Source organism: Solwaraspora sp. WMMB762, from assembly GCF_049179115.1.
Taxonomy (GTDB): Bacteria; Actinomycetota; Actinomycetes; order Mycobacteriales; family Micromonosporaceae; genus Micromonospora_E.
The window spans coordinates 3,097,774-3,111,162 of the sequence record NZ_JBMHMD010000001.1 but is presented as its reverse complement, the minus strand read 5'-3'; the positions used below and the strand labels follow the sequence as shown (position 1 = coordinate 3,111,162).

The 13,389-nt window shown below is 72.0% G+C and carries 10 protein-coding genes; 5 read left to right on the top strand and 5 right to left on the bottom strand.

Going from position 1 to position 13,389, the window contains the following annotated elements; translation table 11 throughout:
- Nucleotides 1-27: 27 nt before the first annotated feature.
- The 3 genes from ACN27J_RS13655 to mce form a co-directional block, all read right to left on the bottom strand.
- Nucleotides 28-1,944 (bottom strand): hypothetical protein, encoded by a 1,917-nt coding sequence (locus tag ACN27J_RS13655; protein ID WP_421366535.1) that lies wholly within the window; start codon nt 1,942-1,944, stop codon nt 28-30.
- Between the two features lie 283 nt (nt 1,945-2,227).
- Nucleotides 2,228-3,478: a DivIVA domain-containing protein gene (locus ACN27J_RS13650; protein WP_278171114.1), complete on the bottom strand. Its 1,251-nt coding sequence runs from the start codon at nt 3,476-3,478 to the stop codon at nt 2,228-2,230.
- A gap of 523 nt (nt 3,479-4,001) precedes the next feature.
- Nucleotides 4,002-4,487 carry a methylmalonyl-CoA epimerase gene (gene mce, locus ACN27J_RS13645; protein ID WP_278171113.1) on the bottom strand — a complete coding sequence of 162 codons (486 nt, stop codon included), beginning with the start codon at nt 4,485-4,487 and terminating at the stop codon, nt 4,002-4,004.
- Between the two features lie 77 nt (nt 4,488-4,564).
- Between mce and ACN27J_RS13640 the strand changes: the two genes are divergently transcribed.
- From ACN27J_RS13640 to ACN27J_RS13630, 3 genes are all read left to right on the top strand, one after another.
- Complete coding sequence (locus ACN27J_RS13640; RefSeq protein WP_421366533.1) at nt 4,565-5,752, top strand: acetyl-CoA C-acetyltransferase; 1,188 nt, start codon at nt 4,565-4,567, stop codon at nt 5,750-5,752.
- Between the two features lie 20 nt (nt 5,753-5,772).
- The gene (gene meaB, locus ACN27J_RS13635; protein WP_421372224.1) at nt 5,773-6,780 is read left to right on the top strand and encodes a methylmalonyl Co-A mutase-associated GTPase MeaB; all 1,008 of its coding nucleotides are present in this window, start codon (nt 5,773-5,775) and stop codon (nt 6,778-6,780) included.
- Between the two features lie 144 nt (nt 6,781-6,924).
- Nucleotides 6,925-7,593 carry an ABC transporter ATP-binding protein gene (locus tag ACN27J_RS13630; protein ID WP_421372223.1) on the top strand — a complete coding sequence of 223 codons (669 nt, stop codon included), beginning with the start codon at nt 6,925-6,927 and terminating at the stop codon, nt 7,591-7,593.
- Between the two features lie 89 nt (nt 7,594-7,682).
- Here the strand turns inward: ACN27J_RS13630 and ACN27J_RS13625 are convergent, their stop codons facing one another.
- Nucleotides 7,683-8,642, bottom strand: a complete 960-nt coding sequence (locus tag ACN27J_RS13625; RefSeq protein ID WP_421366532.1) for a hypothetical protein — start codon at nt 8,640-8,642, stop codon at nt 7,683-7,685.
- An 85-nt stretch (nt 8,643-8,727) separates the two neighbouring features.
- Entirely contained in the window at nt 8,728-9,657 is a 930-nt protein-coding gene (locus ACN27J_RS13620) for an LLM class F420-dependent oxidoreductase (RefSeq protein WP_421366530.1), read from the bottom strand.
- 169 nt (nt 9,658-9,826) lie between these two features.
- Here ACN27J_RS13620 and ACN27J_RS13615 point away from each other — a divergent pair, with 169 nt between their 5' ends.
- Both ACN27J_RS13615 and ACN27J_RS13610 read left to right on the top strand, forming a co-directional pair.
- A complete protein-coding gene (locus ACN27J_RS13615; protein ID WP_421366528.1) occupies nt 9,827-11,533 on the top strand; it encodes a proline--tRNA ligase in 1,707 nt (568 codons plus the stop codon).
- Between the two features lie 94 nt (nt 11,534-11,627).
- Nucleotides 11,628-13,316 carry an acyl-CoA mutase large subunit family protein gene (locus ACN27J_RS13610; RefSeq protein WP_421366526.1) on the top strand — a complete coding sequence of 563 codons (1,689 nt, stop codon included), beginning with the start codon at nt 11,628-11,630 and terminating at the stop codon, nt 13,314-13,316.
- Nucleotides 13,317-13,389: the final 73 nt, after the last annotated feature.

Below are 13,389 nucleotides of genomic sequence, written 5' to 3'. Positions count from 1 at the left end.
GATCATAGGCGGTCGGGGCTGGCCGGGTCAGGCGTGGGTACGGCGCTTGCGCTCGGACGCGCCCGCCGCGACCTTCTCGGCGGTCTGATCGACCGACACCGCCTCGGTCGGGACCGCGTCGACCGGCAGGGTCTCCTCCGACGCCTCCTCCGGGGCCTGCACAGTCGTCGTTGTCGGCTCGGCCTGCTGCGCGGCCGTCTCGGGCTGCGGCTCCGCCGGCTCTGGTTCCTGTGCCAGCTCCTGCGCCGCCGGCTCTGGCTCCCGCGCCAATTCCTGCGCCGCCGGCTCTGGTTCCCGCATCCCGGCGAGCCGTTGCTGTTCGGTGGCCAGCTCGGCCTGGACCGCACTGAGCGTGCGCCGTGCCTCGTCGGATTCCTGCCGGGTGAGCACCATCTGGTGCCGCAGGTCAGCGAGGGCCTGCTGCGCCTCGGCGACCTCCTGCAGTACCTCGGTGAGCTGCTGACCGGCGGAGACGACCTCACGCTGGGCGGACGCCACCTGCTGCTGACTGCTGGCCAGCTGACGCTGGGCGATCGCGGCGTGCTCCTCGGAGAGGCGCCGAACGCTGGCGGCGTGCTCGTCGGCGCTGCCCCGGGTGCTCAACGCGTACTCCTCGGCCTGCTGGCGGATGGTCACCGCCTGCTCCTCGGCCCGGGAGCGGATGTGGGTGGCGTACTCCTCGGCCTCACCGCGCTGGTTCGCGATGATCTCCTGGGTGGTGTCGCGCCACTGCTCCACCTCCTGCTCGGCGGCGGCCCGCAACTCGCCGATCTCCTGCTCCATCGTTGCGCGGCGCCGGTCGACCTCCTGCTGTACGCCGTCGCGCAACTCGGCGACCTCCGCTTCGGCGGTACTGCGCAGCGCGGTCACCTCCTGCTCGACCTGGTCACGTCGGGCGGTGAGCTCCTGGTCCAGCTCGGCGCGGGTCTGCGCGACGAACGCGTCAGTCTCGGCGTGGGTCCGGGTGACGTACTCGGTGGCCTGCTCGACGGCCTGAGCGGCCTCCCGACGGGCCGACTCGGCGGCGGCCTCGCCCTCGGTGCGAATCCGTTCGGCGTCCTGCCGGGCGGCGGCGACCGCCGCCTCGGCGGCCTCGCGCAGGTTGGTTGCCTCCTCCTGGGCGGTGGTGACCATCCGGCTGGCGTCCATCCGGGCCTGGGTGACCAGCCGTTCGGCCTCGGCCTGGGCGTCGGCCAGGGTCCGGTCGGCGGTCTCCTGGGCGGTGCTGACCGCGTTGCTGGCCTGCTCCTGGGCGGTGGTGACGGTCTGCCTGGCTTCCCGCTGCGCGGCCTTGATGGTGTCGTCGGCCTCGCGCCGCGCCGCGTGTAGCGCGTCGTCGGCCTGCTGCTGGGCGGTGGCGATGAGCTGGTCGGCCTCCTCCCGGGCGGCTACCAGCGCCGCCTCGGCTGCTGCCCGCAGGTTGTCCGACTCCTCGCGGGCGCTGGTCACGGTCGCCTCGGCCTCGGCGCGGCGGGCGGCGTTGGCGCGGTCCTCCTCGGCGCGGCGGGCGGAGAGCGCCAGCTCGAAGTCGCGCATCGCGGTGTCGGCCTGCTGCCGGGCGTCGGCGAGCACCTGCTCGGCCTCGGCGCGGCGGGAGTCGATCTCCTCGGCGGCGTTGAACCGGATCTCTTCGGCCTGGTCCTCGGCGAGTCCGAGGATCTGCTCGACCCGGGGGCCGAGGTGCCGGAACGACACCTGGTCCAGGAAGCTGGTTTCCCGCCGGGCCTCGGTCAGATCCGCCTGGAGCTGCTCGATCTGCGCGGCCAGGGTGTGCATCTGCACGTAGATCTGTTCCCGCTCCGCGCCGAGCGTGGCCAGCTCGTTCTCGGTACGGGCGATGTAACGGTCGACCTGACGTTTGTCGTACCCCCGCAGCGCCAGCTCGAAGCTGGGCCCGGACCCGGAGTCCCCGTCAAGGTTGAAGAGTTCTTCGCCTTGCGCCATGGCTCCATCCTCACACGCAACGCCCTGTTGCGGGGCGATACCCATGCTCCTGACAGGACGCGCGTCACTTCGGATGATTTGCCAGGTGTGAACCATTCGCTCAGCGGGTATGCCGCAACACCGGCGGTGACCAGGCGCGTCGCCCCCGGGCGGCAGGCTGGCAGGGACACGTACAGCAGGGGACCGGGCACCGAACGCGAAGGGCCACGCCGGTGGTACGGCGCGGCCCTTCGTCGGTGTGGTTCAGGTGGTCAGTGCACCGCAACGGTGCGGCACCGGGTGGTCAGCTCGCCGACTTGGCGTTGACCGGCTCGGCGCTGTCGTCGGCCTTGGCCTTGCCGCTGTCCGCGCCGCCCTGCGGCACGCCGGGAACGATCCCGGCCAGGCCGGAGAGCATCTGGCCCAGCTGCGAGGTGACCGCGTCCTTCTGCCGGTTCAGGTCCTCGACCTCGCGGCGAGCGGCCTGGGTGGTCAGCTCGGCCTCGGTCCGGGCCTCGGTGAGCAGCCGGTTGGCTTCGCTGCGCGCCTCGCTGAGGGTCTTGTCCGCCAGCGACTTCGCCTTGTCCACGGTCTCCTGGGCGGACCGCTCCGACTCGATCCGGCGTGCCTCGGCGCGCTGCTCGATCTCCTTTGCCCGGTCTTCGGCGGCTCGGGCGCGCCCTTCGGCCTCGGCGACCATCCGCTGGGTCTGCGCGACCTGGGCAGCGTGCCGTTCCGACTCTTCCCGCTCGGCCTTCTCCCGGCGCTCGGCCAGCTGCAGCTCCAGCGCCTGCAGATCCTTGTCCCGCTTGTCGCGAGCGTCGGTGAGCAACTTGGTGGCCTCGGCCCGCTTCTCCTCGGCCTCCCGGGCCGCCTTGGCCCGCAGCTGGGTGATCTCCCGCTCCGCGGTGGCCCGCAGGGTGGCGACCTCACGCTCCACGGTCGACTTCAGCTCGGCGACCTCGTGTGCGGTGACCGCGCGCAGCTGCTTGGTTTCCCGGTCCGCGTCGGCCCGCAGCGTGTCCGCCTCGCGCCGGGCCTGCACCCGGACCTCGGCCGCCTCCCGCTCGGCTGCGGTCCGGACGCTGCCCGCCTCCCGCTCGGCCCCGGCCTTCATCGCGGCGGCCTCGGCCCGCGCCTTGTCGGTGATCTCCCGGGCCTCCAGCCGGGCCGCGGAGAGGATGCCCTCGGACTCCCGCTTGGCCTCACCGCGGTGGTCGTTGGCCTGTTCCTCGGCGAGCCGGAGGATCTGCTCCACCCGGGTCCCCAGGCCGGAGAGGGTGGGCCGGTTGTTCTCCTCGAGCTGCTTGTTCGTGTCGGTGAGCTTCTGTTCGACCGCGTTGAGCCGCTGCTCGGCTTGGCGGAGCCGGCGCTGCGCGTCGTTCATCCGCTGCTCGGCCTCAGCTCGAGCCTGCTCCGACTGGGTGAGGGCGGCTACCAGCCGCTGCAGGTGGTCATCCACCTGGTTGCGGTCGTAGCCACGAAGCACGACGGTGAAGTCGTGCGGAGCGCTGGCGTTATCGAAGAACGCAAGGGAGGACTGCTGCTGGGGCATTGAGACATAGTGGCAGACGTACCTGGGTGTTTCGCAAGAGCGAACTGCCCGTCACCACGATAGCCGACATGGTCATCTTTTCCTGACCGACCGGCGATCGGTATACGAATTGTAGGCGTCCGCGTACGGAACGAAGTCTTTCTGGTGGTCGGGTCATCGCCGTCCACCCTGTCCGGAGCCCGGTCAGGGCGACGTCTGCCCAGCTCAGAGCGGTTCCTCTGGGTGGCTCCGGGCAACGCCGGCAACGTCGGGTGGGGTCATGCCCGGACTGCGGGCCGCCCGCCAGCGAACCGTTCCGCCGCCGGTGTCACGCCGGGTGGCCCGCCGCCGGGACGCCGTACCTGAAAACCGGTGAAGTTGTCGGTCCGCTTCCTTTCGGCATTACCGACCGACCAGTTCCGGTCCGTCGATCGCCATCAGTGGACCGGAACTGGTCGGCCCGGTCGGCACGACCGGCCCGGTCCGTGGCCCAGGGCCGACCGGCCCGGTCCGTGGCCCAGGGCCGACCGGGCCGGTCCGTGGCTCAGGCCGGCTGGGCCGGGGCCGCGGCCGGCTGGACCAGCTCGACCAGGACGCCGCCGGCGTCCTTCGGGTGCACGAAGTTGATCCGCGAACCGGCGGTGCCCGGCCGGGGTGCGTCGTAGAGCAGCCGCAGTCCGCGCTCGCGCAGCGCGGCGCACGCCGCGTCGATGTCCACCACCGTGTACGCCAACTGCTGCATCCCGGGGCCGTTGCGGTCCAGGAACTTGGCGATGGTCGACTCGGGAGACAACGGGGCGAGCAGCTGCACCTGGCCGCCGTCGGGCACCGGCCCGACGGCGAGCATGGCCTCGCGTACCCCTTGGGCGTGATTGACTTCCAGGTGTACGCAGCGCATGCCGAAGGTCCGGGTGTAGAAATCGAGCGCGGTGTCCAGATCCGCCACCGCGATCCCGACATGATCGATCTTCAGCAGGCCGATGTCTGTGACATAGTCCGCAGCGGCCTCGGCGGGAGCTTCTTCCGTCATGGCGATAGTCTGACCGAACCATCGTTAAGTTGTTGCCGGCACCCCGGCCTTGTCCCACTGTGCGGAGGCGGAACCCCATGACCTCGGTGATCGTCAGCGGCGCACGCACCCCGATGGGCCGGTTGCTCGGCAACCTGAAGGACTTCCCGGCCACCGCCCTCGGCTCGACCGCGATCTCCGCCGCTCTCGGTCGCGGCGGCGTCGACCCCGGTCAGGTGCAGTACGTCATCATGGGCCAGGTGCTCCAGGCCGGCACCGGCCAGATGCCGGCCCGGCAGGCCGCGGTCGGCGCCGGTATCCCGATGAGCGTACCCGCGCTCACCATCAACAAGGTCTGCCTTTCCGGTCTCGATGCGATCGCGCTCGCCGACCAGTTGATCCGGGCCGGCGAGTTCGACGTCGTGGTGGCCGGCGGGATGGAATCGATGACCAACGCGCCGCATCTGCTGCGCGGCCAGCGCGCCGGCTACAAGTACGGCGATGTGGTGGTCGCCGACCACATGGCCCTGGACGGGCTGACCGACGTGTTCGACTGCTGCGCGATGGGCGAGTCGACCGAGCGGCACGGCACCCGGCTCGGCATCAGCCGGGCCGAGCAGGACGCCTTCGCCGCCACCAGCCACCAGCGGGCCGCTGACGCCCAGAAGAACGGCGTCTTCGCCGAGGAGATCACCCCGGTCGAGGTGCCGCAGCGTAAGGGCGACCCGGTCCGGCTGCTCAACGACGAGGGGATCCGGCCGGACACCACCGTCGAGACGCTGGCCCGGCTCCGTCCCGCCTTCACCCCGGACGGCACCATCACCGCCGGCAGTTCGTCACCGATCTCGGACGGCGCGTGCGCCGTGGTGGTGATGAGCCGGTCCCGGGCCGAGGCGCTCGGCCTCGACTGGATCGCCGAGATCGGAGCGCACGGCAACGTCGCCGGCCCGGACAACTCGCTGCACTCCCAGCCGTCCAACGCCATCCGGCACGCCCTCGGCAAGGCCGGGATGACCGTCGCCGACCTCGACCTGATCGAGATCAACGAGGCGTTCGCCGCCGTCGGCGTCCAGTCGACCCGGGACCTCGACGTCGATCCGGGCATCGTGAACGTCAACGGCGGCGCGATCGCTCTCGGTCACCCGATCGGCATGTCCGGCGCCCGACTGGCGCTGACCCTGGCGCTGGAGCTGCGTCGGCGCGGCGGTGGGACCGGCGCCGCCGCGCTCTGCGGTGGCGGCGGGCAGGGCGACGCCCTGATCCTGCGGGTGCCGACCGCGAAGTGACTGCGGGCGCTGACCGCGAGGTGACTGCGGGCGCCGACCGCCAGGTGAGCAGGGGCGGCTCCCGCGACGTACCGGATCTCGTCCGGCGGGCCCGCGCCGGCGACGCCCGGTCCGTCGCACGGCTGATCACGCTGGTCGAGTCCGGCGGGCCGCAGCTGCCGCAGATCGCCGCCGAGCTCGCCGGGCACACCGGGCACGCCCTGGTCGTCGGGCTGACCGGCGCTCCCGGCGTCGGCAAGTCGACCACCACCAGCGAGCTGGTCCGGGTGCTGCGTGGCCGGAACCTGCGGGTCGGCGTCCTCGCCGTCGATCCGTCCAGCCCGTTTACCGGCGGGGCGATCCTCGGCGACCGGGTACGGATGCAGGACCACGCCACCGACCCGGGCGTGTACATCCGCTCGATGTCCAGCCGGGGCCACCTCGGCGGGCTGTCGTCGGCGACCCCGGCGGCGGTGCGGGTCCTCGACGGCGTCGGCTGCGACGTGGTGCTGATCGAGACGGTCGGCGTCGGGCAGGCCGAGGTCGAGGTGGCCGGGCTGGCCGACACCACGGTGGTGCTGCTCGCCCCCGGCATGGGCGACGCCGTGCAGGCGGTGAAGGCCGGCATCCTGGAGATCGCCGACATCTTCGTGGTCAACAAGGCCGACCGGGACGGCGCCGACGGCACCGTACGGGACTTGAAGGGCATGCTCGCGCTGACCGCCACCGCCCCGGGCGGCTGGCGTCCGCCAGTGCTGCGGACCGTGGCCGCCAACGGCGACGGTCTCGACGATCTGGTAGGCGCGATCGAACGGCACCGCGACTGGCTGGCCGGCCGGGGCGAGCTCACCGCCCGTCGGGCCCGGCGGGTCGCCGCCGAGGTCGAGGCGATCGCGCTCGGCACGCTGCGCGGGCGGATAAGCTCACTGCGCGGCGGTACGCTGCCCGCCGAACTCGCCGCCGAGGTGCTCGCCGGCCGGCTCGACCCGTACGCCGCCGCCGACCGGCTGCTCACCGAGCTGACCGGGCCCGCCCCGACGCCGAGCTGACCGGGCCGACCCCGCACTTCCGCGCGGTGCTGACCCGGCTCCGTATGCCGCCCCGGGCTGGCCCGGCTGCTCCCGCACGCGCGGTCGGCGCGCCGATGCTAGGTCCGCTAGGGTCGGCGGGTGCCTACCACCGTCGATCTGCCGATCATCAAGCTCGCGGCTGCCTCCGTCGGCTACCTCGGTGCCGAGCCGGTGCTGCGTGACGTGACGCTGACCGTGCGACCCGGCCACCTGCTGGCAGTCACCGGGCCGTCCGGCGCGGGCAAGACGACCCTGCTGTCGGCGATGGCCGGCCTGCTGCGGCCGATCGGCGGAACCATCTCGCTCGGCGGTGAACCGCTGCGCGACCGCGACCACGCCGTGGACCGCAAGGTCGTGCTGGTCCCACAGGACAACGGCCTCGCCGCCGTACTGACCGCAGGGGAGAACCTGCAGGTGGCGCTGATCGCTGTCGGGATGAGCCCGGCGGAAGCGCGGCGGGCCGGCGCGGCGGCACTCGACCGGCTCGGCCTCGCCGGTCAGACCGACCAACTCGTCGAGGAGCTCTCCGGCGGCCAGCAGCAGCGGACCGCGCTGGCCCGGGCACTGGCGCTACGCGGTGACGTGCTGCTCGCCGACGAGGTGACCAGCGAGCTGGACGCGGCCAACCGGCAGCTGGTTCTCGACCTACTACGGGCCGAGGCCGACCGGGGTGCAGCCGTCGTCTTCGCTACCCACGACTCGGAGGCGGCTGCCGCCTGCGACGCCGAACTGCACCTGCTCGACGGGCGGGCGGAACTGACCCGGCCGTGGCCCGATCTACAAGTGATCTAGAAGGATCTGGCCGGTATATCGACCATGATTCTTCTAGATCGCGGCGAACTCGGGCGGTGCCGCGGCGAACTCGGGCGGCGCGGGCAGGTTCAGCCCGGCCACCCCGCCGCTCGGAGCGCTGCGCTCAACTGGTCGACGATTTCGGCTGGGCGTACCCGGATCAGATAGGCCGGGAAACGGAGGATCCGGTCGCCAGCGATCCACACGTCGTTCTGCCGCCGCATGTCCGCCGCCCACTCGCGTACGTCCATGTGGTGTGCTCCGTCGATCTCCACGTGCAGTCGCCACCGACGCCAGTACGCGTCGAGGTAGCGCACCCGTCCGGCCCGGTCCTTGCGCCGCTGCTGCAGATCCGGTGGCGGCAGTCGGTGCCGCCGGCAGAGCCGGACAAGATCGATCTCGGACAGCGCGGTCGCCCCACCATCGGCGTCCGCCGCCGCAGCGGCGATCAGCCGGCGTCGCCGGACCCGGGGCAGCCAGCGTAGGGCGGCGAGGATCTCCGCCGGAACGACCCGGCGTTGCTGGCATCCGGCGGCGATGATCGCCTGCGCCTCGTCGTCGGAACGGGCCCATCCGGCGGCATCGACCAGCGACCGCGCCATGCTGGTACGCATCGGGCGACCCACCTGGCGGTGCTCCTCGGGCAGCACCGTGGTCCGCCGGACCAGCACGGCCGGCATGTCGAGGGGCAACCGACGACGTAGATCCGGGTACTGCCGATCACCGTCGACCAGTACCTGGATCGGACCCGCGCCGCCCGCGAAGCGCAGCCCTCCCTCACGGGCCGCGGTGAGCCCGCCCAGCAGCGCAGTCGGGCCAGCCAACAGCACGGCCACCCAGAGCGTCTGCTCGGCGGTCAGCGGCCCGTTGCTGGTGGACACGATTCCGGTGCAGATCCGCCGCCACTGCCCACGATCGATACGTCGGCGCAGCCCGGACCGGCCCAGGTGTTGAGTGGCCTGCGTCGAGGTGAGCACGCCGGACTGCTCGAACAACACCCAGTCAAGATCATCCGCGTACGGAGCGGGAAGGTTCCGTGGCAACCACATCGGGTGATTCTCGGCGCTGCGCCGGCTGCGGCAGCCACCAAGCCGACACGGCCGGCATTCCGACACCGGCCGGCCCAGCAGCGGGTCACAACTGCGGTGCCACCTGCGCGGCGACGAGTTCGATGTGGTCGAGGTCGGCCAGGTCGAGTACCTGCAGGTAGATCCGTTGGGTGCCGATCTCGGCGTACCGGCCGATCTTGTCCACCACCTCGGCCGGCGTGCCGGCCAGGCCGTTCGCGCGCAGCTCGTCCGGCTCCCGGCCGATGACCGCCGCCCGTCGCGCCACCTCGGCGTCGTCGCGACCGCAGCACAGCACCAGCGCGTTGGACAGCCGCAGGCCGTCCGGATCGCGGCCGGTCTCGGCGCAGGCCGCCCGCACCTGCTGGAACAGCCGTGCCGACTCGGCGAGGCTCTCGAACGGCACGTTGAACTCGTCGGCGTAGCGGGCGGTCAGCTGCGGGGTCCGACGGCGGCCCTTCCCACCGAGCAGCACCGGCGGCCGGGGCCGCTGCACCGGCTTGGGCAGCGCCGGTGAGTCGGTGACCTGGTAGTACCTGCCCTGGAAGTCGAAGGTGTCGCCGACCGGGGTCTCCCACAGGCCGGTGATGACCGCCAGCTGCTCGTCGAGCCGGTCGAACCGCTCGGCCAGCGACGGGAACGGGACCGCGTACGCGGTGTGCTCGGCGGCGAACCAGCCGGCTCCGATGCCGAACTCGACCCGCCCGCCGCTCATCTCGTCGACCTGGGCGACGGTGATCGCCAGCGGGCCGGGGTAGCGGAAGGTGGCGGCGGTCATCAGGGTGCCGAGCCGGATCCGACTGGTGTCCCGGGCGAGCCCGGCAAGGGTCGTCCAGGCGTCGGTGGGGCCGGGCAGCCCGTCGCTGTCGCCCATCGCCAGATAGTGGTCGGACCGGAAGAAGGCGTCGTATCCGGCGTCTTCGGCGCATCGGGCCACCGCGAGAAGCTGCTGGTAGCTGGCGCCCTGTTGAGGTTCGGTGAAGATCCGCAAGTCCACGCCGTCGAGCATAGGCCGGTCAGGACGACCGGGCCGGGCGCACCGGTACGCACGGTAGGAGACGTTGTCGTCGGGGACCTGACCGGCCAGCACCGCGCTACCTGGAACCCAACCCGGTTTACCCTGTGTCGTTGCTGAACGCCGCCGCCGGAAGTGAGGAAGAGCGACCATGCGTTGGTCCCAACTGCACGTGCCTACGTTGCGTGCGGACCCGGCGGAGGCCGACGCGCCGAGCCACCGGCTGCTGCTGCGGGCCGGCTACCTGCGGCAGTTGATGGCCGGCCACTACTCGCTGCTGCCGCTGGCGGTGCGGGTACGGGCGAAGGTGATCGAGGTGATCCGCGACGAGATGACGCGGATCGGAGCCCAGGAGTTCAGCCTGCCCGCGTTGCATCCGGCGGAGATCTGGCGCCGGACCGGCCGGTGGGATTCGATGGGTGAGGAGATGTTCCGGCTGCGTGACCGCAGAGGCGCCGATCTGGCGTTGGGCATGACCCACGAGGAGGTGTTCACGACCCTTGCCCGGGAGCTGAACTCCTACCGGGAGCTGCCGCAGCTGTGGTACCAGTTCCAGACCAAGTTCCGGGACGAACCCCGGCCCAAGGCGGGGCTGATGCGCACCCGCGAGTTCACCATGAAGGACTCGTACAGCTTCGACCTGGACCGGGCCGGGCTGGACCGGTCCTTCGACCTGCATCACGACGCGTACCGGCGGATCTTCGACCGCCTGGGTATCCCGGCGGTGGCGGTGCAGGCGTCCAGCGGCGCGATGGGCGGGTCGGCGTCGGTCGAGTTCATGTGCCCGGCACCGACCGGCGAGGACCAGGTGGTCGACTGCCCGGCCTGTGGCTACGCGGCGAACCTGGAGAAGGCGACCTCGCGGCTCGATCCATCGTCGGACGCCGCCGGGTCCGCCGCCCCGCAGCCGTTCGACACCCCGGGCGTACGGACCATCGACGACCTCGCGGTGCGCTTCGCCGCGCCGGCCGACCGGCAGATCAAGACCCTGGTGTACGTGCTCGACGGCCAGCTGACCCTGGTGCTGCTGCGCGGTGACCACCCGCTGCACGACCAGAAGCTGGCCGATGCCACCGGTGCGGCGCAGCTGCGGGCGGCGCACCCCGACGAGATCCGGGCGGCGCTGGGCGCGGCCCCGGGCAGCCTGGGTGCGGTCGGGGTGACGGGTCTGCCGGTGATCGCCGACGAGGCGTTGCGCGGCCGGCGGGACATGTTCACCGGCGCCAACGTCGACGGCGTCCATCTTCGTGGCGTCGACGTCGACCGGGACGTCGGCGTCGGCGTCTGGGCCGACCTGCGCGAGGTGGCCGCCGGCCAGCCGTGCGTGACGTGCGGGGAGCCGCTGCGGGTACGCCGGGCGATCGAGGTCGGGCACATCTTCAAGCTCGGCCAGCGCTACAGCGAGGCGCTGGACGCGTCGGTGCTCGACCCGGCCGGCAACCGGATTCCGGTGGTGATGGGCAGCTACGGGATCGGGGTGGAGCGGGCGATGGCGGCGATCGTGGAGAGCCACCACGACGCCAAGGGCATCGTCTGGCCGGCGGCGGTCGCCCCGTTCGAGGTGGCGGTGGTCGTCGCCCAGGTCGACGATGGTCCGGCGGCCGAAATCGGCGAGCGAATCTACCAGTGGCTGCGCGACGAGCGGGTGGATGTGGTGATCGACGACCGAGCGGAGCGGGCCGGGGTGAAGTTCCGTGACGTCGAGCTGGTCGGCATCCCGTTGCGGGTGACGGTCGGCAAGCGGTCGCTGGCCGAGGGCGTGGTCGAGGTGACCGACCGGGCCACCGGGGAGACGGCGCGGGTGCCGGTGGACGAGGCGGCCGACCATGTCCGGCGGCGGCTGCGGCCGGCCGGCTGAGGTGGTGTCCGTCGACGATCTCAGCCAGTGGGCTTAGCGATCGTTCAGTACGGGCTCTAGACTCGGATCCGCCCGGACCCGAGGAGGCCCTTCGATGGACGCCGAACAGATCGCCGCCGGTCGCGCCCGCTGGCAGGCCCGCTACGACGCCGCGAAGAAGCGGGACGCGGACTTCACCACGCTGTCCGGCGCGGCGGTGGACCCGGTCTACGGTCCGCCCGACGGCACCGACCACCCCGGCTTCGAGCGGATCGGCTGGCCGGGCGAGTACCCGTACACCCGGGGGTTGTATCCGACCGGTTACCGGGGGCGGACCTGGACCATCCGGCAGTTCGCCGGCTTCGGCAACGCCCGGCAGACCAACGAGCGCTACAAGATGATCCTCGGTGCCGGCGGCGGCGGACTGTCGGTGGCGTTCGACATGCCGACGCTGATGGGCCGCGACTCCGACGACCCGCAGTCACTCGGCGAGGTCGGCCACTGCGGGGTGGCGATCGACTCCGCCGCCGACATGGACGTGCTCTTCGACGGCATCGACCTGGCGGCGGTCACCACCTCGATGACCATCTCCGGGCCGGCGGTGCCGGTGTTCTGCATGTACCTGGTCGCCGCCGAACGCCAGGGCGCCGACCTGGCCACCCTGGACGGCACCCTGCAGACCGACATCTTCAAGGAGTACATCGCCCAGAAGGAGTGGCTGTTCGGCCCCGAGCCGCACCTACGGCTGATCGGCGACCTGATGGAGTTCTGCGCGCGGCGGATCCCGCGCTACAAGCCGCTGTCGGTCTCCGGATACCACATCAGGGAGGCCGGCTCCACCGCCGCGCAGGAGCTGGCGTACACCCTCGCCGACGGCTTCGGCTACGTCGAGCTGGGGCTCTCCCGTGGGCTGGACGTCAACCGGTTCGCCCCCGGCCTGAGCTTCTTCTTCGACGCGCACGTCGACTTCTTCGAGGAGATCGCCAAGTTCCGCGCCGCCCGACGGATCTGGGCCCGCTGGCTGCGCGAGGTCTACGGCGCCACCGACGAACGGGCCCTGTGGCTGCGGTTCCACACCCAGACCGCCGGGGTGTCACTGACCGCGCAGCAACCGGTCAACAACGTGGTGCGTACGGCGGTCGAAGCGCTCGCCGCCGTGCTCGGCGGCACCAACTCGCTGCACACCAACGCCCTCGACGAAACCCTGGCACTGCCCACCGACGAGTCGGCGGAGATCGCGCTGCGGACCCAGCAGGTGCTGATGGACGAGACCGGGGTGGCCAACGTCGCCGACCCGCTCGGCGGCGCCTGGTACGTCGAGGCGCTCACCGACCGGATCGAGGCCGAGGCGGAGGAGATCTTCGCCCGCATCCGCCAGCTCGGCGGCGACGGCCCGCACCCGATCGGGCCGATGACCTCCGGCATCCTGCGGGGCATCGAGGACGGCTGGTTCACCGGGCAGATCGCCGAGGCGGCGTTCGCGTACCAGCAGGCGGTGGAGGACGGCCGGAAGAAGATCGTCGGCGTCAACTGCCACACCGGTACGGTCGCCAAGGAGCTGGAGATCCTGCGGATCTCCCACGAGGTGGAGGTCGAGCAGCGTCGGCTGCTGGCCGCCCGTAAGGCCGACCGGGACGACGCGCTGGTCCGCCGCCGCCTCGGCGACCTGGTCACCGCTGCCCGGGGCGGCGACAACATGGTGCCGGCGATGCTCGACGCGGTCCGCGCCGAGGCGACCCTCGGCGAGATCTGCGACGCGCTGCGCGCCGAGTGGGGCGTCTACCGGGAGCCGGCCCGCTTCTGATCCGGCCCCGCGCTCCTGACCTGCGCCCGGCCGCTGCCGGCCGCCGACCGGGGGCAGCGGTTCCGGGGGATTC

Excerpts from the sequence above, each read along its gene's own strand:
- ACN27J_RS13655 (WP_421366535.1), bottom strand. The coding sequence starts at position 1,944 with ATGGCGCAAGGCGAAGAACTCTTCAACCTTGACGGGGACTCCGGGTCC.
- ACN27J_RS13650 (WP_278171114.1), bottom strand. The coding sequence starts at position 3,478 with ATGCCCCAGCAGCAGTCCTCCCTTGCGTTCTTCGATAACGCCAGCGCT.
- mce (WP_278171113.1), bottom strand. The coding sequence starts at position 4,487 with ATGACGGAAGAAGCTCCCGCCGAGGCCGCTGCGGACTATGTCACAGAC.
- ACN27J_RS13640 (WP_421366533.1), top strand. The coding sequence starts at position 4,565 with ATGACCTCGGTGATCGTCAGCGGCGCACGCACCCCGATGGGCCGGTTG.
- ACN27J_RS13625 (WP_421366532.1), bottom strand. The coding sequence starts at position 8,642 with ATGTGGTTGCCACGGAACCTTCCCGCTCCGTACGCGGATGATCTTGAC.
- ACN27J_RS13615 (WP_421366528.1), top strand. The coding sequence starts at position 9,827 with ATGCGTTGGTCCCAACTGCACGTGCCTACGTTGCGTGCGGACCCGGCG.
- ACN27J_RS13610 (WP_421366526.1), top strand. The coding sequence starts at position 11,628 with ATGGACGCCGAACAGATCGCCGCCGGTCGCGCCCGCTGGCAGGCCCGC.